This is a genomic window from Sulfurimonas marina, assembly GCF_014905095.1.
GTDB lineage: Bacteria > Campylobacterota > Campylobacteria > Campylobacterales > Sulfurimonadaceae > Sulfurimonas > Sulfurimonas marina.
The window spans coordinates 398,274-421,139 of record NZ_CP041165.1; the positions used below are offsets into that span (position 1 = coordinate 398,274).

A 22,866-nucleotide genomic window follows, 5' to 3' on the forward strand; every position below is an offset into this window, starting at 1 on the left:
TTATGGTATCTTTAAACTATGATACTTTTATGCATTTGGCACAAAAATAAGCACTGGAGAAAGCCCATTGAAAATTATAACCACCAAGTTCCCCAGTAACATCGACAACTTCACCTATAAAGTAAAGCCCTTTTACCTTTTTTGACTCTAAAGTTTTAAAATCTAACTCATTTGCAAGAACACCGCCTCGAGAAACTTCCGCTTTTGTAAAACCATAGTTGCCTGCAGGAGAAAATTTGTAGTTTGTAAGGGATTTGTCTTTCATTATATTACTCAAGCGTTTTGGAAGATTTTCTTTTTTCTCCTCAGGGAGAAAATTAACGCTAATGTCGCCTTTATTCCAATACAAAGAAGCCGATAAGACGGCTGGGCCGCTGAGTCCTTTATGGGTAAAAAGAAGTTCCTCTTTGAGAAGTTTGTCTCCAACCTTTATATTTACATAGGTACTCAGACCACTTAACTCTTTCATCCATGCCTCTTTTGGTTGCACAGTAAGTCCGACTAGGGCAGGGGTGAACTCTTTTACTTCAAGCTTAAAACTTTTAGCAATCTCCAGACCGATATCGCTTGCACCGAGGTTTGCAAAACTTTTCCCACCCGTGGCTACAACTACATTTTTGGCTTTTATATGCTGTTTATCTGTTTTGAGTACAAAAAGATCATCCTCTTTTGTTAGAGATATAATTTTATGATTGAGATAAAAGTGGTGTTGCTCATTTAGTTGTAATAACAGGTTGATGATATCTTGTGCAGAATGTTTACAAAAATAGTAACGCTCTTTACGTACTTCAAGGTCAATATGATTACGATCTAGAAAACGAAGCAGTTTCTCTTTATTGAATTTTTTAAAAACCTGTTTGATCAGCTCTTTGTCACCGTCAAAATTGCTTGGTTTGACACTAACATTTGTAATGTTACATTTCCCACCACCGGAAATTTTGAGCTTTTTTGCAGCTTTGTCATTTCCTTCAACAATGGCAACGGAGAGATTTTTAGAAAGGTTGGCTCCACACATAAGTCCCGAAGCGCCAGCCCCTAAAATAAGTACATCGTAGTTTTTCATAAATGCAATTATAACTGATGAACCCAAAATAAGATATAATTTCAAAAACAATAAAAGTAGGGTAATGGCAAACAAACTACATATAGTCTCACTAGGATGTACAAAAAATCTTGTAGATACTGAAGTTATGATGGGACGACTCAAAAATTTTGAATTAACAGACAACAATGAAGATGCAGATGTGATCATTGTAAACACATGTGGATTCATCGATGCTGCAAAAGAAGAGTCTATAAATACGGTTCTCTCTTTAGATGAAGCGAGAAAAGATGATTCTGTTTTAGTTATGGCTGGATGTTTAAGTGAAAGATATCAAGAGGAGCTTCAAGAACAGATTCCTGAAGTTGATATTTTTACAGGTGTTGGTGACTACGATAAGATTGATGAGCTTTTAGCAGAGAAAAAAAGCAGATTTAGTGATGAAGTATATCTTATTGACGGAGCTGAAAGAGTAGTTACAGGTTCATCATATCATGCATATGTGAAGTTGAGTGAAGGGTGTAACCAACAGTGTTCATTTTGTGCTATTCCAAGTTTCAAAGGAAAATTAAACTCTCGCGAGCTTGATTCGATCGCAAAAGAGGTAGAATCTTTAGTCGCACAAGGGTACTGGGATTTTTCATTTGTGTCTCAAGATTCAAGTTCATACTTAAGGGATAAAAATGTAAAAGATGGACTTTCACTTCTGATTGAGAGAATTGAGCTGATCGAAGGTGTAAAGTCTGCAAGAATCCTTTATCTATACCCATCAACTACATCGCTTAATTTACTCAAACGTATTGAGAAAAGTGAAGTATTCCATAACTATTTCGATATGCCGATCCAACATATAAACGATGATATGTTACGTATTATGAAGCGTGGGTTCGGCAAAGAGAAAACTTTAGAGTTATTAAACTATATGAGAAATATGCCAAACTCTTTTGTAAGAACAAGTTTTATCGTGGGGCATCCTGGGGAGACACAGGAGATGTTTGATGAGATGTGTGAATTTGCCAAAAGTTTTGGCTTCGATCGTGTGAATGTTTTTGCATACTCTGATGAAGAGACAACATCTGCTTATGATATGGCAGATAAGATCGATGATGAGACTATTGCAAAACGTGCCGAGATTTTGGGTGAAATTGTTAAAGAAGTTACACTTGAATCACTTGAGGCTGAAATCGGTAAAGAGGTTGATATCGTTATTGACGGCGAGAGTGACGAACATGAGTATCTTTTAAGTGCCAGAGAACTACTTTGGGACAGAGATATTGACGGTGAGATCTTTGTTAATGACAGAACAGATGAGGATGCCGAGATTGTTTTCGGGAAACCTTATAAAGCTAAAATTACTGGAATTGCCGGTGATATTCTAATGGCAACAGTGGACAATGCTCCTTCAAACAACTAAAGAGCTTTTACAAGACTCTAAAAACCTTCTGGCATTTTCTGCCGGAGGGGATTCTACCGCACTCCTATTTCTCCTTTTAGAAAATAATATTAAATTTGATATCGCTATTGTTGATTACGGTGTACGTAAGCAGAGTAAAGATGAACTCATTTATGCAAAAGTATTGGCAGAGAAGTATGGATTTACTTGTCATGAAAAAACAGCTTCAAAAATTACGAAAAACTTTGAAGCTGAAGCTCGATCACTGCGATACGGTTTTTTTGAAGAGCTGATTGAAGAATATGAATATGAATACCTTTTAACTGCACACCATTTGGGTGATAGACTGGAGTGGTTTTTAATGCAGTTATGTAAAGGTGCAGGGTGTGTTGAACTCTCAGGGATGAAAAGAGTTGAGAATAGAGAGAACTATAATCTTGTACGGCCATTACTTCATCTAGATAAGCAGGAATTACTTGAATATCTCAATTCTAAAGAGATTAAATATTTTGAAGATGAAACAAACAGTGATGAGCGTTTTCAGAGAAACTATTTTCGTCATAATTTCTCTGAGCCGCTTCTGCAAAAATATAAAAGCGGGATAGAAAAAAGTTTTAGCTATATAGATCAGGATATAGACTCTCTGATAGAAGAGATTGAACTGAAAGTGGTAAATCAGCTGGCGTATTTTGAATCGAAAGATAGAAGAACAAACCTTGTACATATAGACAAATATTTAAAATCTTGCGGAGAGTTGATAACGGCAAATGAAAAACAAGAGCTTTTAAAAAATGAGAGTGTAGTGATAGGGCGAAAATATATCGTCACACAAGATAGTGAAAATGTATTTATAGCACCTTATATTCAAGCAGTAGGCTTGGATAAAGAGCTAAAAGAGAAGTTCCGTTTACTGAGAGTACCTGTGAAGCTTCGAGGCTATTTAGCTTCAGATTTTGAGGCAGTAGAGTTTGTATCGTTATTGTTAGAGTAAACTCTCATAGTAAAAGAGGAGTTAATCATCTCCCCCTCTCTTTTAAAAACTATAGGAAAGTTCACAGCTATGATCCAATCCCCTTTGTTAACTGCATCTAAAAAGTCATAGAAGTTAGTCGGTGAGCTTATTTTTGAAGTAGTATTTACTTCATATACTGCAAAACCTTCCTCGTTTTGTGTTCGATCAACTTTAGAGATTTTCAAATCAGAAAAATAAGTCTTGTGTTGCTTTTCAAATCTTTGAGGATTAAAAGGTTTATCAAAGGCCTGGATAATGTGTCTATTTTTGCTTTGGAGATCTTTTAGTACATCGAGTGTTTCATCGTAAAACTCTTGGTATTTATTATACTCTCTTAGCTCTGTTTTAAAATCCAGTCTTTCAATTCTATACTCTTTCCCTTTTGGAATAAGCAGTGTAAATGAAAAAACAATTACAAATATAAGTAATACTATCGAAATTAATGAGAGGTAAAGATAGTGACGAGGGATATTAATTCTCATTTTCTAACTCCTGATCCATCTCATCGATGTAGTTGGTAGATACAAATCTTAACCAACCGTTTCCTGCCGGATAAAAACTGCTGTATGTTTTGTGAAAAATGGAGCGTAAAGGTGCTTGTAACATAAAGTTGTATACATCTTTATTTGGTGTAATACCGTAAAGGACTAGTCCATTTTCGAGCAGTTTTGCCTCTGAAAGTGTTATACGTTCGGGAACAAGATCAAAAAGGTTTGTTATAGAGTCTTTTAAAACACTGTTTTTCGTAAAAATTCTTTCAGAGAGATCTTTTTGTTTTTTAATATATGTTATCTGATTTTTCATATTTTCTATATCTTTTTGCAACTCTAATCGTGCTTCAATAGTTTCAGCTTTCTCTTTTTGGAAGCTATAGTCTTTATATACCAGAAAAATGAAAGTAGAAAAGATCATAATAAGTGTCATTGAAAAAAAGGTTACCAAGAGTTTAAGTTCTTGGGTAAAAGGAGTTTTCGTTCTTGGTTTTATATAACTGTATTTCATAAACCAAGCTCCTCTTTTGCAAGTTCACAGATCTCTGCTCCTAAATCGACAGTTCTGATGTATGTATTTAAAAACATCTCCTCTTCAAGATAACGTTTAAGATCATTGCTTACGTGTGTATTGTCTGCAATGTAGATGTTTTCTATAAATTTACTCTCATATCGCGTATCTTTATAAAAGTGGTTAAATGCATTTTGTATTAAAGAGAATCTTTGATAATCTTCATTAAAATGGGAATCATCACTTTCAGGTGTTTCTGTTGTGTTTTCTCGAACTTCATTTTCATAAAGTTCCTCTTCTAAGTCTTTGCCTTCAGAAAACTCGTCAATATCTTCTAAAGAGTCAAGATCTTCAATATCGGAAAAATCTTCAAGCTCATCATCAACATCCATATCATCAAGAACTATCCCCTCATCATCCAGTTCAAGCTCAAAATCTTTTTCATCTTCTAGATCATCTAAAGCCATGTTCTCAGATTCCAGATCGACCTCCATATCAAGATGTTCTGCAAACAGAAGTTCTGAATTTTCAAAAACAGCAAGAGATAAAGAACTGTCTTCTATGAGTACAAACATTGCAAGGTTTTTATCGATTTTATCTTTAAAAAACTTTGTTAAAACCACAAACGGTGAAAATATAAAGTCTATTCCTATATCTTCATATTTTTTTTCAAGTTCATAAAGATCTGTTTTAGAAGTGTATGTTGTCCAGCTTTTATTGATACATCTGTATTCGGTAGTTGAGAGATCTTGATACTGCGAAAGTTTGTTTTTATCGCAGCTTGGTAGTGCACCTTGTTCATGAGATGTGTCTAAAAATGAGATGTAATAATAGGGAGATTCGCTTATATGACTTGTGATATATTCATATATCTCTTCTGTGAGTTTAGTAGATTGAAAAACATGTTCATAGTGAGAGACCTCATTTGTTTTTGAGTGTACCTCCACATGAATAGTCGTACTAGATCTTTCAACAATAATGTTAATAAAAACTTTTAAGTACAAAGACTCCAGTATTTTACTTAGCACTAAGAACTAACCCCACATAACGGATGTGCTTTGTCATAGTTTTGTTTTTTCAAGGCACTACCTAATTTCGTATAGATTTGCGTTGTTGCCATCGAAGAATGTCCTAAAAGTTCACTTACATCAACAATAGGAGCTCCACCGTTTAAAAGAGATGTTGCATACGAGTGGCGCAGTTGATGAGGTGTTACTTTTAATGAAATTCTAGCAAAAACTTTATTTATGATATATCTTAGACTATTTTCGCTTAATTTTTCGCCATTTTTCTCAAAAAGAAATTTTTTTGGCGAAAAATCTCGTAAATATTCCTCTAGGATTTTTTTTGTTGACTCTATTATAGGGATATCTCTTTGTTTGTTTCCCTTCCCGATAACCCGTATCCACTGATCAGATATATCTTCTAGTTTCAGGTTTGCTAGTTCAGATATACGAAGCCCCATAGTATAAAGAATAGTTATAATGGTTTTTTCATGCAGATCGGCTTGTTGCAGAGCTTCAATAATATGTTTATGTGCAATCGGTTTAGGGAGTGTTTTAGCAACTTTTACACTCTCATCAGCTTTGAGAGTTACTTTGATTTGCAGCTCACCGAGATACTCGCTAAAGCTTCTAATGGCACTCAATTTTTTACTGATTGTTTTAGATTGTAGGGAGGAGATATGGATGCGATAGGGCATAAGGTTAAAGAGAAGATGATCTTTTTCCTCAACAACCTCTATAATACCAAGGGCTTCATCCAAAGCCTCTTTATAGGTTTTTATAGTTAGGTCTGAGTAGCCCTTGTAGTTTTTTAGATGTTCTAAAAACTTTTCTTTATACTCATCTATCGACTTTTTCAAGGATTTTCTCGAACTGTTTATGATATTTTGCTGCTTGGCTGACAAGCTCTTTATTTGTTATGACGCTAGGAGCAAGTTTTATATAACTCTCAACCATAATTTCACTCATAAGCTTTATTCTAGCTCTTTGTGCATCATCAATAGTATCTTGAGAAATCATCTCGTTAATCTCTCTGAGGTATTGTTTTGCTTCTTTGATGTATTTTTCATACTTCATAGAAGTTTTTGATTGTGCCATTATAGTTGAAGCCATTCTGTTGTAGACATCTTCTGAAAAAGCTTCACTTGCAAGTGTATATGCTTTGTTGTAATCACCCATTTCGTAGTGGTATTTTGCTTCAAGAGATTTTTCGTAAGAGGGATTTGTTAAAAAGAAAAGTATCATAAAAGAGACTATAAAAACGGCTATAAAAATAAAGAGATTTTTAATGTTCATGTTTAAGTAAACCTTCTTTTATTAGAGCTCTTGCAGCTTCAAGTTCCATCCCACTTATATCTATCTCTTGTGTGGAGTAGTAATGTATTGTACCAAAAGGTTTTGGAACTGTAAAGCGGTCCCAAGAATTAAACTGCCAGTACTTTGTAGGTTTGATCTCTACAAGCACTATTTTCGCTTTTGCTTTTTGTGCCATAACTATTATACCATCTGCTACTTCATGGCGAGGCCCCTTAGGACCGTCAGGTGTTATACCTATGTCATACCCCTCTTTTAAAGTTTTAATCGCTTGTATCAGTACTTTTGCAGGAGATTTATCGCTCGAACCTGCAAGCGTACCTAGCCCAAAGTATGAGATCGTTTTAGAGATCAGTTTTCCATCAAAGTGGGGTGAGATTAAAACTTTAGCATGAGGTTTTTTTCTATAATGGCTGTAAAGATATGGAAGCATTAAAAGCTCTCCGTGCCAACATGCAAATATAATAGGGTCCCCAGAAATTGATTCGGGAGAGTGGTATATTTTTTTATTTGTTCGGTATAAAAAACGGATCAGAAGCGATCCTAGAAGCGGAATAAATACAAGCGCTAAAAAGCGAGATAGTTTTTTACTCAACTATCTCCCCCGTACAGATTGTACGTCCAATCTGTGTAATTTTAACGTTTTTAAATTTTCCTAAAAGCTCTTCTGAACCTTTTACCTTAACAACAAGGTTAGCATTTGTTCGACCTGAAACATAGTTGTCACGGTTAAGGTCTTCAAAGTAAACCTCATACGTTTTACCTAGATGTTTCTGCATATTTTTATCTATTATCTCTGTTTGCATTGATTGAAGATGAGAAAGTCTAGCAGAACCTATCTCTTCATCAACTACATTTGTAAAGTGTTCCGCTTCGGTGTGTGGACGAGCTGAATATTTAAAGCTGAAGATCTGATCAAACTCCACCTGTTTCATAACATCTAATGTATCTTCAAAATCCTCTTCACTCTCACCAGGGAAAGCAACGATGATATCTGTGGAGATACTCACATCAGGACACTCTTTGCGCAGTTTTTCAACTCTGTTTAAAAACCACTCTTTCGTGTATCCGCGTTTCATATCTTTTAGTACTTTTGTTGAACCTGATTGAAGCGGCATATGCATAGATTTACAGATCTTAGGGTTTGAAGCAAACTCTTCGATAAACTCATCATCCATATGAAATGGGTGCGGTGAAGTAAAACGGATACGCTCTAAGCCTTCTATTTTTGAAAGTCGGCGTAAAAGTTTCGTAAAGTTTACTTTTTCATGTTCAGAGTCTGAAAATCTTCTACCGTAGTTGTTAACATTTTGTCCAAGTAAGAAGATCTCTTTTGCACCTGTATCAACAGCTTTTTGTGCCTCTTGGATAATTAGCTCATCGGGGATGGAGATCTCTTCACCGCGAGTTTTTGGAACGATACAAAATGTACATTTTTTGTCACATCCGATCGAGATGTTTATGTAAGCTTTATACGGAGATGTACGAAAATCGTCAAAAGCAAATTCACTCTCATCGTAGTTGATGTCGATCTCAACTGCTTTATCCTTGTGAAGCACTTCAGAGATTTTAGAAACGTTTCTAGCACCCAGAACAAAACTTACATAAGGAGCACGTTTAATGATCTCATCACCGAGGTGTGAAGCTGTACAGCCGCAAACACCTATTTTTGCTCCCTCTTTTTTCTTTTTGTTAAAAGCACCCAGTTCCGAGAAAAGTTTTTGTACAGGCTTTTCACGTACTGAACATGTATTTATTAAAATTAGGTCAGCCTCTTTAAGATCTGTCGTTGTATCATACCCTTCACGCTCTTTAAGCTGCGCTATCATATGCTCTGAATCACGAGTATTCATCGCACAACCTAATGTTTCAATAAATAACTTTTTACTCATATATTTTCTCTCTGTTTACGCCATTATATGTACTTGGTACATGTAATCGTTATCGCTTAATGCGTATTTTACTTCATTCATGTAGAAGCTTTTTCCTTCAGCTTCAAAGTGATCTTGTAATGCTAAAAGATCTTTGTGTGAGTTTTCTCTGTCAAAATAAAGAATTACACTTTTCTCTTTTTCAACTAAAGATTCGATTTTTGCTAAGTCAATTTTCTTAGGTTTAGCGTCTAGCTCCATTCTTACAAGCTTTAAATCCATAACTTTTCCTTATATAGTCTTTTATAGTTCGTGAATTATACTTAATTTGTAATAAAAGTCCGATTAAAGATGTTTTTATAACAACTTCGGTACAATTTCACACTATCAAATAAGAAATCCCCCAATTATTACTTATCATTGTCAGATTTCTTACAAAAACAAAGGATATTACTGTGGAAAAAATATTAGATATCGCAGAAGCTATTGCAAATGAAAAAGGTTTGCAACCGGAAAAAGTTTTAGAAGCGTTAAAAACAGCTTTTGTACAAACTGCAAAGAGAGTAATCAATCCAAATTTTGCTTTTGAAGCACAAGTAGATGAGATCAATAAAAAAATAAAAATTATTCAAACAATTACAGTCGTAGCAGACGATGATGAAAAATTACAAGATGAAGAGACTGCACCTGCATACATGGCAATCAGTGATGCAAGAAGTTACGATGATCAAGTAGAACTTGGAGACCAACTTCAAGAGGAACACGATCTGGAAGATTACGGCAGAACTGCTGCTTCACAACTTCACCGTGAAATTGAATACCATATCCAAAGAATGGTAGAGGATGAAGTATTTAGTAAATACAAATCAAAAGTGGGAACTATTGTAAACGGTCGTGTGACACGTGTGGATTCAAACAACGCAACATATATCGAAGTAGATGAGATCCGTGCCGTACTTCCTATGAAAAGCCGTATTAAAGGTGAAGTATTTAAAGTTGGTGATGTACTAAAAGCTGTAGTTCGTCGTGTAAATATGGATAAAGAAAACGGTATCCAAATTGAACTTTCACGTACATCTCCAAAATTCCTAGAAGCACTTTTAGAGCTTGAAGTACCTGAGATTGAAGATGGTAGTGTTGTTATTGAAAAATCTGCTCGTATCCCTGGGGAGAGAGCAAAAATTGCTATCTACTCTACACATCCGCAAGTTGATGCAGTTGGTGCTACTGTTGGTGTAAAAGGGGTACGTATCAACTCTGTAAGTGAAGAGCTTATCGGTGAAAATATCGACTGTATCGAGTATACGAATATTCCTGAGCTTTTTATCTCTCGTGCAATGAGCCCTGCTATTATCTCTCATGTTGAAATTCAACAAGATGAAGAGGGAAAAAATGTAAAAGCTGTTGTAACTCTTCCAAGTGATCAAAAATCTAAAGCGATTGGAAAAAGCGGTATAAACATCCGTCTTGCTTCTATGTTATGTGGTATGGATATTGAACTTGTTGAAAACGACTCTATGACTCCGGAAAACGCTGCTGTTGAACAAGAGGAAGAAAAAGATGGTGTAGATGCACTAGAGGCTTTATTTAACTAAGCCTTGTGCATATATGGATTTAATTTTAAAAGGATTAAATCCGCTATCACGTTTCCAAGAAGCGTTAAAAAAGCACTTATCATAAGGATCCCCATAATAGTCGGGTAATCACGTGAAAGTGCACTTATATAAAAGAACTGTCCCATCCCGTCTATTCCAAAGATTGATTCTAAAATAACACTCCCACCTATTAAAGCAGGTAATGAAAGACCGAGTAGTGTCACGATCGGCGGTAAAAGATTCGGCAAAATATAGTAACGTAAAAGTTGTTTTGTAGAGAGTCCGCGTGAGCGTGCAAAATAGTAATAATCACTTTTAAGTATCTCTAGTGTCAGTGAGCGGATGTAGATGATCATACTTCCCAGTCCCCCGAATATCATAATGGAAATTGGCAGTACCAAATGCCAGAGCATATCAAGATAATAGCTTAAACCTTCACCTTCAATATCTACAGAGTGCAGACCTGCGATCGGAAAGAGTTTGAAGTTCACCGAAAAAATTATGATCAGAAGCAGGGCCAAATAAAAAGAGGGCATAGAAAATGATAAAAGTGAAAGTTGTCTAATAGCTAGATCAGATTTTTTCTCATAGTTTAGAGCTGCCTTTATACCGAGATATAAAGAGAGAATAAATACAAATACGAGTGAAGTTATGTTAATTGTAAGTGTGATCGGAAGTCGCTTTAGGATTTCAGAAGCTACATCCCCACCGCTTACAAAAGAGATGCCGAAATTTAGTTGCACCATATTACTTACCCAGTCGGTATATTGAGTAAGCAGAGGCTTGTCTAAACCGTAAACTGCTTTGAGTTTCTCTATTGCTTCGGGTGTCATATTAGGGTTTAGTTCACCGGCACCAAAAAAGCTGTTAGGTGCCGCATGGATTGCTAAAAATGAGATAATTGAGATCAGCAGTAACATCCCAAATATATAAGAGATTTTTTTTATAAACACATTCATGAGAAAGATTATACCATCTTAGATGATAAGCATCGCATCACCGTAAGAATAAAAACGGTACTTATTTTTAATAGCTTCCTCATATAGTTCTAAAGTTTTTTCAAGTCCTACAAAAGAAGCTACCAACATAATAAGTGTTGATTTTGGCAAGTGAAAGTTAGTAAGGAGATGATTCACTCGAAGCGGTTTATTGTTTGGATGTAAGAAAAGATTCGCTTCACCGCTTGTTTGCTCTTTATGTCTTGCATAAAACTCTACGGTTCTTGTTGATGTTGTTCCTACACTAAGAATTGGCTGATCGGAATCTAAAATCTCTTTCGCCTGTTCAGAGATCTCATAAAACTCAGAGTGCATAGGGTGCTCAGTGATTACATCCGCTTCAACAGGTTTAAATGTTCCGCTTCCTACATGTAAAGTAACATAAGCGTGCTTATGGTTTTTACATACTCTCTCATGTTGTTCGGGAGTAAAATGAAGCGAGGCAGTTGGAGCTGCTACGGCACCTTCAGCTTTGGCAAACACTGTTTGGTACTCTGTAGCGTCTTCTTCATTATCCTCTCTCTGGATATATGGAGGCAGAGGGATATGACCTATTTTATCGATGATTGGTAAAAGATCTTCAAAACGGAGAAGTTGCTCATTATGAAAGAAGTTTACTATACGTGTACCGTCATCTTTAAGCTCTTTAATAACCGCTTTGAGATTTTCCTCAAAGAGTATCTCTTGAGCTTCTTTTACACGCCCGCGGATATATACATGAACATCGTTTGCATTTAATGCACGGTTTATAAGCAGTTCAATTTTTCCACCGCTTGGCTTATGACCGTAAAGTCTTGCTTTTATAACTTTCGTATCGTTAAATATAAGGGCACAATCTTTGGGAATAAATTTTTCAAGATCGTAAAAGTGTGCATGGGTAATAGTATCGGATTTGCGATCATATACCAAAAGTTTTGCATGATCTCTAGGACTTGCAGGGTGAGTAGCGATGAGCTCATCTGGGAGATGAAAATCATAGCTAGAAGTAAGAAGTGCCTTATCTTGCACTTTCTTCCTCTTTTTCATCTTCCTCATCATCCTCTTCTTCTTCAAGAGGCGGAGCAGGGTTTACCATCTTAACTATAAGGATAGAAAAACCATAAAGAATTATAAGCGGACCTGCCATAAGCAGCTGAGTTAAAACATCCGGCGGTGTTAAAAGTGCTGCTACGATAAAGATAATAACGATTGCATATTTGAAAAATGCTGCCATCTGTCTATCATCAACTAAGCCTAAAAGAGCTAAGAAATATGCAAAAACAGGGAGCTCAAACGCAAGACCGAAACCAAACATGATCTTTGTAAAGAACCCTACATAATCTTCAATATTAATAAGCGGTGTAAATTTAAAAGAACCAAATGTGATCAAGAAATCAAAACCAAAAGGGGTAACGATGTAGTAGGCAAATAAAACGCCTACCAAGAACATAAATGTTCCACCCACTATAAATGGTATGAGCATCTTCTTTTCATGTGAATATAAGCCCGGTGCTATAAACATCCAGATTTGAGAAAGAATAACAGGTAATGCTCCTAAAATAGCTGCAAAAAACGAAACTTTTAACGCTACAAAGAATGCACCACCCACTTGACTCGTTGTCACCATACCGTCAGCTGCATGCACAGATTTTTTACCAACTTCGATCAAGGCATCATTCAGTGGTGATACCATCCAATCAAGGATCGGTTCGTGGAAGTAAAACATTACAAAAAACAATACGATCAGGCTTCCGACTGAAATACCTAATCTTTTTCTAAGCTCAACTAAATGGGGTCTAATCTCTTCAAACATCTATATTTTCTTCTTCAGTTTTCTTTTTTTTCTTTTTCTTAAAAGTCACTTCTTCAGGTTCACTAGAAGCCTTTTTTGTTTCAGGTTGCGGCTCGTCATCCATAAGATTATCTATGTGAGAATTGATATTCGCAGCATTTGAAACATTGTGTGATGCACGTTCTAACTCTTGTTTGTACGCAAGGGCTTCTTGTTTAATATCTGCAACATGCATCTCTTCCTCTATAGTACTTTTCATAGTACCTAACGTGTTTTTCATACTTCTGAAAAATTTTGCGATCTCTACCATAGTGCTAGGGAGCTTGTCCGGCCCTAAAAATAAAACAGCAATAATGGCGATGATAAGTATCTCTGTAAAACCCATACCAAACATAATATAAGTGCCTTTAAAAATTATAGTTGACGTGATTTTATCTAAAGAATGGTTAAAAATTCTTCAAGAATAAAAAATTCAATTGAAATAAAGCATAAATATATAAAATTCGGAAAAAATTAGGAGAAGTATATGAGTCGTGTAATTATTGAAAAAGAGTGTGGTTGTTTTAAAAGAAGTGATTATCAAAACAATGTAGAGTATGCAACAAAAGAGGAAGCTTTAACACAAGCTTTAGAGATCGCAAAAGATATGAATGAAGTATTTTGTAAAAAACATGTTTTCCAAGCTGTAGAAAACGGTGATGATATCGTTATCAAAGTAGATATGAACTAAGAAGTCAGATAAAGAGCTATCTCGTCACTTAAGAGATACTCTTTATTAAAATATTTTCCCTCTTGAAAAATTAATTTTCCCTCTTGGACTAACAGGTCTGCTTTTTGAATCTCTTGCTTATCTAAAGTATTTTTATCAATTCCCACAATCGATCGAAGTCCCAAAAAGATTTTCTCTATTTTAATATCCTCATCACTTAACTCTTCGGTATTGATATCAATCGGGTTTTGAATATATTTTTCTATATCTGGCTGAGGGTAATAGCGTTTGTTTGCTATTCTGCCGACTGCACCGGCACCAACACCCATATACTCCTCATACTCCCAGTATCCAATGTTGTGTACAGACCTGTATGTTCCGAAATTACTGATCTCATACTGAGAAAAGCCCCGTTTTTCGATCTCTTCAAAAAGCCATTGTGTAATCTCAAGCTGCTCTTTTGACATTTGTGGCTTACTCTCAAAAGCAGTTCCCTCTTCAATAGTTAAGGCATAAGCACTTAAATGGTTGATCGGAAGTGAAAAAGCAAGGTTCAGATCGTTTTGAAGCAGCTCTTTTGTATCACCAAGTGTTGCATAGATAAGATCAAGTGATATATTTTCAAAACCCGTTTTTTTTGCATTTTTTACAGCTTCAATCGCTTGATTCGGATTGTGGGCACGGTTAAGCAGTTTGAGTTTTTTCTCATCAAAACTCTGTACCCCAAAACTGATACGATTAACTCCCAGTGCCCGCATCCCCTCAAGCCAATGCTTAGTTGCACTGTTAGGATTTGCCTCGGAAGTGATCTCAACATCTTTTTTTAAGTAGGGTGATATAAGTTCAAAAATCTCTTTATAAAGTTCTGGTGAGACGGTTGAAGGTGTTCCCCCACCTATAAAAACAGACTTGATACTCTCTTTTTTAGGCTTGCATCTTTTTAGTTCAAACTCCAGCTGTTTTTTTAGGGCTTTCATATACTCTTGTTTGAGATGAAACTTGTCTACATAAGAGTTAAAAGCACAGTAAGAACATTTGGAATCGCAAAAGGGGATATGAAAATAAAGTAGCATTGGATTCCTCTGAAGATATAAAGTTTTATAATGTGTATTATATTAAGATTTACTTTAAGAAATTTGTTATTACACCTAAGATATGATAGTTAAATGGATAAAAATATAGATATATTTGAAATATTTCCGTGGGATGCTAATTTTGAAACGGGAATAGAAAAAGTTGATGAGCAACATAAAAAACTTGTAGAGATTTTAAACCGTCTAGCTGCACACCTAGCCAGCCTCTCCAATATAGATGAACTAAATGATATTTTTGATGAACTGGCAAATTATGCAGATTATCACTTTAAAACGGAAGAGGGTGTTTGGAGCCAATACTTTGAAAATGACGAGTGGTTCAGTGAACATGAAAAAACACACGGCTCTTTTATGGATGAAGTGGTCGCGATTAAAGAGAATAAAGAGAATAAAGAGTTTGATGAGGTGATCTATGAGATTGTCCTTTTCTTAGCACAATGGCTGGCTTACCATATTCTCGATACCGATAAGAGGATGGCAAAAGTTGTTTTAGAGATTGAAGCAGGACACTCTTTAGAGGAAGCAAAGAAGCAATCTAACGAGTTTATGAACGGCTCTATTAAAACACTCATCGATACAGTTCTTAAAATGTACAGTGATATCTCGACACGTACACTTGATTTGATGCGTGAAAAAGCACTGAGAATAAGAGCGGAAAAAGCACTGAAAAAGAGTGAAGAGAAGTGGAAGTTTATACTTGATAACAGCGATGAGAGTATTTGGGATTGCGATCTTAAAAAAGATCAGGCTTGTATCTCCAAAGAGGACTCGGTAGTTGATAAAGTTATTACAAACTCTTTAGAGAAGTTTGATAATTTTTCACAAATTCATCCTGATGATATAGAAAGGGTGAGAAAGGACTTTTTAGCTCACTTAAAAGGTGAAACGGAGTTTTATTATAATAAGCATCGGGTCTTGCGAAAAGATGGAAGCTGGAACTGGATTTTAAGTCGTGGAAAAGTACTCAAGCGCAGTGAAGACGGGATGGCCGAGAGAATTATCGGTATCCATAGCGATATAACTGAAAGGGAACTCTCATCAATTATCTATCAATACAGTTCTCAGGCGATGTTTATTTGTGATCAGGATAATAAAATAATTAGTATAAATCCTGCATTTACGGAGATTACACAATATACTCTTAAAGATGTCATTGGAAAAGATCCAAATATTTTAGCTTCAGGGGAGCTTGATGAAGAGTTTTATCAAAGAATGTGGTCCGATCTCTTTAAGCACGATAGTTGGTCGGGTGAGGTTATTAACAGACGAAAAGATGGGGAACTCTACATTCAAGAGTTAAACATCAATGTAGTAAAAAATCCTCAGGGAAAAATAGACCATTATGTGGGGCTTTTTTCAGATATTAGTGAAAAGAAAAAATCTGAAGATATTATTATTAAACAAGCTAATTTTGATCCCTTGACTGATCTGGCAAACCGTAAAATGTTCGAAAAACGTTTAGAAGAAGCGATCAGTCTCTCAAAAAAGAAATCAACTCCCTTTTGCAGTACTTTTTATTGACCTAGATCATTTTAAAGATATTAACGATACTTTAGGTCATGTGGTAGGGGACTCTATTTTAATTCAAGTCGCAAATAGAATTAAAAAAGAGATAAGAGATACAGATGTACTTTCAAGGTTTGGCGGTGATGAATTTACACTTTTACTTCCCAATGTTAAAAATACAACGGTAATCGATCGAATAGCACAGAATATTATAGATGCGGTAAAAAAACCGTTTGAGATTCAAGAAAGAACACTTTATATATCTGCAAGCATCGGTATTACACTTTATCCTGATGATGGAAGAGACAAGTTAAGTTTGCTTCGAAATGCCGATCAGGCCATGTATCAGGCAAAGCATAGTGGAAGAAGTCAATTTCATTATTTTACAAGCTATATGCAAGAGTTGGCACAGAAACGTCATGTAATGCTTAGTGATATGCATAAGGCGATTAAAGAGGGGCAATTTGAAGTTTATTATCAGCCGATTGTTGATACAAGAAGCGGTAAAGTTGTAAAAGCAGAAGCGTTAGCAAGGTGGAAGCATCCTAAAAACGGTGTAATCAGCCCTGCAGAGTTTATTCCGTTGGCAGAAGAGAGCGGGCTTATACTGGAGGTTGGAAGCTGGATATATAAAACAGCAGTTTCACAGGTTGCCAAGTGGAGAGAAGAGTATGACCCAGAGTTTAAAGTAAGTATCAATAAATCACCGATACAGTTTAAAGTCTCCCAAACGCTAGATGAGTGGATGTCACATATTGATGAGTCGGGCATAGACGGTACAAGTATTATTCTTGAGATCACCGAAGGTATATTGATGGAAGAGGATGAACTTGTAAAGCAGAAGCTAATGACTTTTAGAGAAAAAGGGATCGAGGTTGCGATCGATGATTTTGGAACAGGATATTCCGCTTTATCATATTTGAAAAAGTTTGATATAGATTATCTAAAAATAGATAAATCTTTTGTAGATAACGTAGCAACATCACAACAAGACAAAGTACTCTCAGAAGCGATGATCGCGATGGCTCATAAACTTGATATTCAAGTGATTGCAGAGGGTGTTGAAGATGCAGAGCAAAAAGAGATATTAACAAATATGGGATGTGATTTTATTCAAGGGTACATATACTCTAAACCACTTCCTGCAAAAGAGTTCGAAAGAGTATTTTTAGCATAAATTATATTATTTTAATTAGAAATTTTGTATAATCCCGATAATTATTAAATGGGGTGCTTATATGAAAATAGAAGAAAATTACCGTCCGAATGTGGCTATGATTATTGTGTCACATGAGTATCCGAAGAAAAAAAATATTTTTATAGCACAAAGAAATGACCTTGGAGATATCTGGCAGTTTCCTCAAGGGGGAATTGACGAAGGTGAAGAGGTGCTTGATGCACTTTTTCGTGAGATGGAGGAGGAGATAGGTACTGCAGCAGCTGAAATAGTTGCAGAGTATCCTGAGTGGATTTCATACGATTTCCCTGCAAAAATCGCTAAAAGCATGAAGCCTTACAAAGGGCAGACTCAGAGATATTTTTTAGTGAAACTTGATAAAGATGCAAAGATCGATCTTGATACTCATCACCCTGAATTTTCTTCATATAAGTTTGTCGATATTGATGAGGTGTTAGATATAACTGCACATTTCAAAAAACCTGTTTATGAAAGCGTAATAAATTATTTTAAAGATGAAGGACTACTTTAATGTTAATTGTTCAAAAATTTGGTGGTACTAGTGTTGGAGATTTGGAGCGTATTCAAAACGTTGCAAATCGCGTTGCAAAAACAAAAGATGCTGGCAATGATGTTGTAGTTGTTGTTTCTGCAATGAGTGGAGAGACAAATAAACTTGTAGGATATGCTGAGCATTTTTCAGAGACTCCTGCTCGTGCAGAGATGGATATGCTTTTAAGCTCTGGTGAAAGAGTAACTGCATCATTACTTTCTATTGCGCTTCAAGAGATGGGTTACAAAGCAACTGCTATGAGTGGTAGAAAAGCAGGAATCGTAACTGATAACAGCCATACAAAAGCGCGTATCGAAGATATCGATCCAATATCGATGCAAGATGCCGTTAAAGAGGGAAAAATTGTAGTTGTTGCCGGTTTCCAAGGTGTAAACGAACATGGTGATGTTACAACTCTCGGTCGTGGTGGAAGTGACTTAAGTGCCGTAGCAATTGCAGGTGCATTAAAAGCTGACCTTTGTGAAATATATACAGATGTTACTGGTATTTTTACAACGGATCCAAGAATTACATCTAAAGCACATAAGCTGGAAAAAATCTCTTATGACGAGATGCTTGAACTAGCTTCTCTTGGGGCAAAAGTTCTTCAAAACCGTTCAGTAGAGATGGCAAAAAAATTAAATGTAAATTTAGTAACAAGATCAAGTTTCTCAGATGAAGAGGGAACATTAATTACAAAAGAGGAAAACATTATGGAAAAACCATTAGTAAGTGGTATTGCATTAGATAAAAATCAAGCTCGTATTTCACTTTTAGGTGTAAAAGACAGACCAGGCATTGCAAGTGAAATTTTCAATAAGTTAGCAAAAGCTGATGTAAACGTAGATATGATCGTACAAAATAAAGCGGCATCTGATACAACAAGTATCGATTTTACAGTAGCTGTTGGTGATTTACATGATGCAAAAGCAGTTGTAGATGAATTTGTACAAAATGGTGAAATTGCAGATGATACTTATAACGAAGATATTTGTAAAGTTTCTGTAGTAGGTGTTGGAATGAAGTCTCATGCCGGTGTAGCTGCAAAAGCTTTTACTACAATGGCTGATAACAACATCAATATCAATATGATTTCAACTTCAGAGATTAAAGTATCTATGGTTATCGATGAAAAATATGCAGAGTTAGCTGTAAGAAGCTTACACGATGCATACGAGTTAGAGAAGTAGTAAGTTAATTATGCTGGATTTTGCACAGTGGAGTCTTGATGCTATTCGTGAAGAGGGCGGGGCTCTAAGCTGGCTTGAAGAGCATAGATTTGAGTGGTCTAAAACAACTGCGTTTGCACTCGAACAAATTTTAAACGGTAAGACTGTTATTTTAATTACCGATCAAAAAAGAAAATGGTTGGAGCGCTACATTATAGATGCTATAAACAGCATTGATATAGATAGACCTCTAATACCAATCGTAACTATAGACTCTCTGTATACTCACTACAACAATATTAACGGGGGAGAGATGATCGACATGGTAGATGATCTCATCTCTCTTTCATACAAAAATGATCACTTCTTTTGGTATATCGGAAAAGGTGATGATAAAAGAAGTGATATAGCAAAAAGAAAAGACAACAGTTACTTCTGGACTTTTGATGAAGATTTTAATAATGCATTTACGTTAAAGTCTTACGATCCACTTTTAGATATAAAACTTTTACAGCTTTATAGACTGTTTGATGCATCTTTAAATGCCACAATGTTTGGAGAGGTTGATGCAGCAAGTTAACGAGTCTCTAAAGGGTCATATTATCATCTCAAAAGAGCTTGAGAATGAGATTGAACAATTAGAGAAACGTTTAAGCGGCCACCGTGTTGTTAAGTTTATAGAAGAAACTTTTAAAATAGAACATGCAAAAGAGGTGATGGCTGCAGCGTATGTGAGTGAATCATCGACAAAATATATTATTTTAGCTGCGATTGATTTTACCGATGTTGCTCAAAATTCACTTCTAAAACTTTTAGAAGAACCCCCGACAAATATAGAATTTGTTATCATAACGACTACAAAATCAACACTGCTTCCTACAATTCGATCAAGACTGCCAATCTTAAAAGTAGATACTACTCACGATATAAAAGATCTTGAAATAAGTTTGGCCAGACTCGATTATGAACAGATATTTTCTTTTTTAAAAGCAAATTCGAGAATCTCAAAAAATGAAGCAAAAGAGTTGATTGAGTCACTTTTTTATAAAGCCGTAGTTGTTGAAAAACTTATACTCTCTCAAAAACAACTTGAAACTTTCGATAAAGCATACAGGTTGGTAGAATTAAATTCACGCCCACAAAGTGTTTTTGCTATGCTTTTAATGGGATTTACTCAGGAGCGCTAATGGAGATTAAAAAACTCTCAAATGAGATCGATGTTAAAAAGTATCTTGTTGACTTAGGTGTAGATAGCGGCGGTATTAAAATACTCTCTTCAAAAGCAAAAACAGAGATTTTTTACATAAAAGATTTAGCAGTCGGCGGGGCAAATATTTTAAAGCAGGATGCCCTCTCAATAGGTGCAGATCTTGCAGTTCCGCGAGGGACAGTAATTGCAAAAACACCCCATGTTGATTGTATATTAATAGCTACAACAAAGCAGATTGAAACACTTGCAAAAAAAGAGCTGGCACAACCTTTCGGACTTAAAGAGTTAGCCCTTCAACTACAAAACTATTTAAAAACAAGGCAAGCTCATGATGTTGAGATTATGGGTATTGTAAATGCAAACGATGACAGCTTTTTTAGCGGTTCAAGATTTTTTGGAGAAGCTGCGGTAAAGAGAATAGAAAAACTGATCGAAGACGGGGCTGACATTATAGATATCGGAGGTGTTTCATCACGCCCCAATGCTCCGGAAGTGAGCCCTGAAGAGGAGCTGCAAAGAGTACAGCCTATTCTTGATGCTATAGGTAAAAACAAGCTCTATGAAAAAGCAAAGTTTAGTATAGATTCTTATACACCTAGCGTTGTTCAATATTCATTAGATAACGGTTTTAAAATTGTAAATGATATTACAGGTTTTGAAAACGACGTACTATGTAAACTGAGTGCCGAGTACGATGCAAGTGCGGTAGTGATGCATATGCAGGGGACTCCTCAAACAATGCAAGCAAATCCTCAGTATAGTGATGTTATTCTTGATGTATATAAGTACTTAGAGAAGCAAACACAAAAACTGGAAGATTTCGGAGTGAAAGATATTATTCTAGATGTTGGAATAGGATTTGGGAAAAGCTTAGATGACAATCTTCAACTGTTAAAGCATTTAGAACACTTTAGTTTACTCGGAAAAGAGTTACTTATTGGTGCTTCAAGAAAATCTATGATCGATAAAATAACACCATCAGCTATCGAAGATAGAATTGCCGGTACGCTTGTACTTCATTTAGAAGCTATAAGAAACGGGGCTTCTATTATACGTGCGCATGATGTTTATGAACATAAACAGGCTCTAGAGGTATTTAAAAAAATACAAAAGGTGTAAATATGAAATTTCCAAGTGCAGGTGATATAGCAAGTACACAAGTAGTTTCAATTAACATTAACGAACCGATTAGTAAAGCTATAGATATGATGATCGTGAGCGATCATCGTGATATCATTGTACAGGATTATGATCTTTTCTATGTCCTGACTGCCATAGAGGTTTTAAAATTACGCGAATCAAGTATAAAACTAATAGACCCTATCTCACATCTAACTTTAAAGAGAACTCCAGCTGTAAAAAAAGATACAAATGTTCTTAACCTTTTAAGATTTTTAGATGAATTAACTGAATATATTTGTGTAATTAATGAAGACAGAACTATCTATGGGTTAATAACGCATACAGATATCACTAGCAATATAGATCCTGAAATTATAATGGATAACTATACTATAGAAGATTTTTTACGTCTTACTCGACGTGTGCGCTGGATCAATAAAGAGATGAGTACTAGTGATGTATTATCTCACATGTACACAGGGGAAAATGACAGCGTTATAATTGTAGAGGAACAAAAGCCTATAGGGATACTTACAACAAAAGATGTAGTACAGTTAATTAAACATAATGCTGATCTTGACCTGCCTATCAAAGCTTATATGAACTCACCAGTTGAGAGTATACATAAAAGAACAAGTATAAGAGAAGCACTGGAGTTTGTCAAAGCAAAACATTATAAACGTTTAATTGTTGTTGATGACGAGGGGAGATTGTCAGGAATTATCACACAAAAAGAGTTGATTCTTTTAACATACAACAGATGGGCGTTGGTGATGAAAGAGCATCAAGAGGAGTTGCAGGAGATCAACTCTATTTTAAAAGCTCAGAATCAAGAGTATGAGCTATTAGCCTCAATCGACCCACTTACAAAATTATATAACAGATATAAGTTCAAACAACTTTTTAACTCATCTTTAGAAACGATGCTTCAAAGAGCAGGGGTGATGTCTTTAGTCCTTTTAGATATAGATTTTTTTAAAAAGGTAAATGATCAGTATGGACACAATGTCGGAGATGATGTTTTACAAAAAATTTCAGAACTCTTGAAAAATGAAACGAGAGAAGTTGACATTGTATGTCGATGGGGTGGGGAGGAGTTTACTATCCTTTTTCCTACGGTTGACCTAGAACAAGCATGTACTATTGCTGAAAAAATAAGAGGGAAAATAGAACAACTTGAAATAGATAAGGTTGGTCATGTTACTGCCAGTTTCGGTGTAGCAGAAGTATCTGGGAAGGTGTTTTTAGAAGATGTAGTAGCAAAAGCCGATGATGCACTTTATAAAGCGAAATCTTCGGGTAGAAATAAAGTTATGTGGTAAAG

26 protein-coding genes are annotated in these 22,866 nt (G+C 35.6%); 12 read left to right on the plus strand and 14 right to left on the minus strand.

Annotated features, from left to right (window positions below):
• Positions 1 to 16: 16 nt before the first annotated feature.
• Positions 17 to 1,063: a BaiN/RdsA family NAD(P)/FAD-dependent oxidoreductase gene (locus FJR03_RS02120; protein ID WP_193114018.1), complete on the minus strand. Its 1,047-nt coding sequence runs from the start codon at positions 1,061 to 1,063 to the stop codon at positions 17 to 19.
• A 64-nt stretch (positions 1,064 to 1,127) separates the two neighbouring features.
• Between FJR03_RS02120 and rimO the strand changes: the two genes are divergently transcribed.
• Positions 1,128 to 2,456 (plus strand): 30S ribosomal protein S12 methylthiotransferase RimO, encoded by a 1,329-nt coding sequence (rimO, locus tag FJR03_RS02125; protein ID WP_193114019.1) that lies wholly within the window; start codon positions 1,128 to 1,130, stop codon positions 2,454 to 2,456.
• A complete protein-coding gene (tilS, locus tag FJR03_RS02130) occupies positions 2,437 to 3,426 on the plus strand; it encodes a tRNA lysidine(34) synthetase TilS (RefSeq protein WP_193114020.1) in 990 nt (329 codons plus the stop codon). Before rimO ends, tilS begins: the two co-directional genes overlap by 20 nt.
• On the opposite strand, the gene FJR03_RS02135 is transcribed toward tilS, so the two are convergent.
• The 8 genes from FJR03_RS02135 to FJR03_RS02170 are packed head-to-tail and all read right to left on the minus strand — an operon-like array spanning position 3,372 to position 8,920.
• Positions 3,372 to 3,929 carry a hypothetical protein gene (locus tag FJR03_RS02135; protein ID WP_193114021.1) on the minus strand — a complete coding sequence of 186 codons (558 nt, stop codon included), beginning with the start codon at positions 3,927 to 3,929 and terminating at the stop codon, positions 3,372 to 3,374. The genes tilS and FJR03_RS02135 overlap by 55 nt on opposite strands.
• A complete protein-coding gene (locus FJR03_RS02140) occupies positions 3,919 to 4,449 on the minus strand; it encodes a hypothetical protein (protein WP_193114022.1) in 531 nt (176 codons plus the stop codon). The genes FJR03_RS02135 and FJR03_RS02140 overlap by 11 nt, the downstream gene beginning before the upstream one ends.
• Positions 4,446 to 5,453 (minus strand): hypothetical protein, encoded by a 1,008-nt coding sequence (locus FJR03_RS02145; protein WP_226962155.1) that lies wholly within the window; start codon positions 5,451 to 5,453, stop codon positions 4,446 to 4,448. Before FJR03_RS02145 ends, FJR03_RS02140 begins: the two co-directional genes overlap by 4 nt.
• Before the next feature lie 23 nt (positions 5,454 to 5,476).
• Entirely contained in the window at positions 5,477 to 6,313 is an 837-nt protein-coding gene (locus tag FJR03_RS02150) for a tyrosine-type recombinase/integrase (RefSeq protein ID WP_193114024.1), read from the minus strand.
• A complete protein-coding gene (locus FJR03_RS02155) occupies positions 6,294 to 6,698 on the minus strand; it encodes a hypothetical protein (RefSeq protein ID WP_226962156.1) in 405 nt (134 codons plus the stop codon). Before FJR03_RS02155 ends, FJR03_RS02150 begins: the two co-directional genes overlap by 20 nt.
• Positions 6,699 to 6,738: 40 nt before the next feature.
• Positions 6,739 to 7,362 (minus strand): lysophospholipid acyltransferase family protein, encoded by a 624-nt coding sequence (locus FJR03_RS02160; protein WP_193114026.1) that lies wholly within the window; start codon positions 7,360 to 7,362, stop codon positions 6,739 to 6,741.
• A complete protein-coding gene (gene miaB / locus FJR03_RS02165; protein WP_193114027.1) occupies positions 7,355 to 8,659 on the minus strand; it encodes a tRNA (N6-isopentenyl adenosine(37)-C2)-methylthiotransferase MiaB in 1,305 nt (434 codons plus the stop codon). Before miaB ends, FJR03_RS02160 begins: the two co-directional genes overlap by 8 nt.
• 15 nt (positions 8,660 to 8,674) lie before the next feature.
• A complete protein-coding gene (locus tag FJR03_RS02170) occupies positions 8,675 to 8,920 on the minus strand; it encodes an HP0268 family nuclease (protein WP_193114028.1) in 246 nt (81 codons plus the stop codon).
• Between the two features lie 173 nt (positions 8,921 to 9,093).
• On the opposite strand from FJR03_RS02170, the gene nusA reads away from it, so the two are divergent.
• A complete protein-coding gene (nusA, locus tag FJR03_RS02175) occupies positions 9,094 to 10,233 on the plus strand; it encodes a transcription termination factor NusA (RefSeq protein WP_193114029.1) in 1,140 nt (379 codons plus the stop codon).
• Here the strand turns inward: nusA and FJR03_RS02180 are convergent.
• From FJR03_RS02180 to tatB, 4 genes are read right to left on the minus strand one after another with little or no spacing between them, the layout of a single operon-like run.
• Positions 10,230 to 11,192, minus strand: coding sequence for an ABC transporter permease (locus tag FJR03_RS02180; protein WP_193114030.1), 963 nt, complete (start codon positions 11,190 to 11,192; stop codon positions 10,230 to 10,232). The genes nusA and FJR03_RS02180 overlap by 4 nt on opposite strands.
• Before the next feature lie 18 nt (positions 11,193 to 11,210).
• Positions 11,211 to 12,257: a tRNA preQ1(34) S-adenosylmethionine ribosyltransferase-isomerase QueA gene (gene queA / locus FJR03_RS02185; RefSeq protein WP_193114031.1), complete on the minus strand. Its 1,047-nt coding sequence runs from the start codon at positions 12,255 to 12,257 to the stop codon at positions 11,211 to 11,213.
• Positions 12,229 to 13,023 carry a twin-arginine translocase subunit TatC gene (gene tatC, locus FJR03_RS02190; RefSeq protein ID WP_193114032.1) on the minus strand — a complete coding sequence of 265 codons (795 nt, stop codon included), beginning with the start codon at positions 13,021 to 13,023 and terminating at the stop codon, positions 12,229 to 12,231. The genes queA and tatC overlap by 29 nt, the downstream gene beginning before the upstream one ends.
• Complete coding sequence (tatB, locus tag FJR03_RS02195; RefSeq protein ID WP_193114033.1) at positions 13,016 to 13,396, minus strand: Sec-independent protein translocase protein TatB; 381 nt, start codon at positions 13,394 to 13,396, stop codon at positions 13,016 to 13,018. The genes tatC and tatB overlap by 8 nt, the downstream gene beginning before the upstream one ends.
• 132 nt (positions 13,397 to 13,528) lie before the next feature.
• On the opposite strand from tatB, the gene FJR03_RS02200 reads away from it, so the two are divergent.
• Entirely contained in the window at positions 13,529 to 13,732 is a 204-nt protein-coding gene (locus FJR03_RS02200; protein WP_193114034.1) for a hypothetical protein, read from the plus strand.
• Here FJR03_RS02200 and hemW read toward each other — a convergent pair.
• Complete coding sequence (hemW, locus tag FJR03_RS02205) at positions 13,729 to 14,784, minus strand: radical SAM family heme chaperone HemW (RefSeq protein ID WP_193114035.1); 1,056 nt, start codon at positions 14,782 to 14,784, stop codon at positions 13,729 to 13,731. The genes FJR03_RS02200 and hemW overlap by 4 nt on opposite strands.
• Before the next feature lie 93 nt (positions 14,785 to 14,877).
• Here hemW and FJR03_RS02210 point away from each other — a divergent pair, with 93 nt between their 5' ends.
• From FJR03_RS02210 to FJR03_RS02245, 8 genes are all read left to right on the plus strand, one after another.
• Entirely contained in the window at positions 14,878 to 16,326 is a 1,449-nt protein-coding gene (locus tag FJR03_RS02210) for a bacteriohemerythrin (protein WP_193114036.1), read from the plus strand.
• Between the two features lie 19 nt (positions 16,327 to 16,345).
• Entirely contained in the window at positions 16,346 to 17,488 is a 1,143-nt protein-coding gene (locus FJR03_RS02215; RefSeq protein ID WP_255524270.1) for a putative bifunctional diguanylate cyclase/phosphodiesterase, read from the plus strand.
• A 61-nt stretch (positions 17,489 to 17,549) separates the two neighbouring features.
• Entirely contained in the window at positions 17,550 to 18,020 is a 471-nt protein-coding gene (locus FJR03_RS02220) for an RNA pyrophosphohydrolase (protein WP_193114038.1), read from the plus strand.
• Positions 18,020 to 19,231, plus strand: coding sequence for an aspartate kinase (locus FJR03_RS02225; RefSeq protein WP_193114039.1), 1,212 nt, complete (start codon positions 18,020 to 18,022; stop codon positions 19,229 to 19,231). The genes FJR03_RS02220 and FJR03_RS02225 overlap by 1 nt, the downstream gene beginning before the upstream one ends.
• 10 nt (positions 19,232 to 19,241) lie before the next feature.
• Positions 19,242 to 19,790, plus strand: coding sequence for a HobA family DNA replication regulator (locus FJR03_RS02230; protein ID WP_193114040.1), 549 nt, complete (start codon positions 19,242 to 19,244; stop codon positions 19,788 to 19,790).
• Positions 19,777 to 20,397: a DNA polymerase III subunit delta' gene (locus tag FJR03_RS02235; RefSeq protein ID WP_193114041.1), complete on the plus strand. Its 621-nt coding sequence runs from the start codon at positions 19,777 to 19,779 to the stop codon at positions 20,395 to 20,397. The genes FJR03_RS02230 and FJR03_RS02235 overlap by 14 nt, the downstream gene beginning before the upstream one ends.
• Entirely contained in the window at positions 20,397 to 21,539 is a 1,143-nt protein-coding gene (folP, locus tag FJR03_RS02240; protein ID WP_193114042.1) for a dihydropteroate synthase, read from the plus strand. The genes FJR03_RS02235 and folP overlap by 1 nt, the downstream gene beginning before the upstream one ends.
• 2 nt (positions 21,540 to 21,541) lie before the next feature.
• Entirely contained in the window at positions 21,542 to 22,864 is a 1,323-nt protein-coding gene (locus FJR03_RS02245) for a GGDEF domain-containing protein (protein ID WP_193114043.1), read from the plus strand.
• Positions 22,865 to 22,866: the final 2 nt, after the last annotated feature.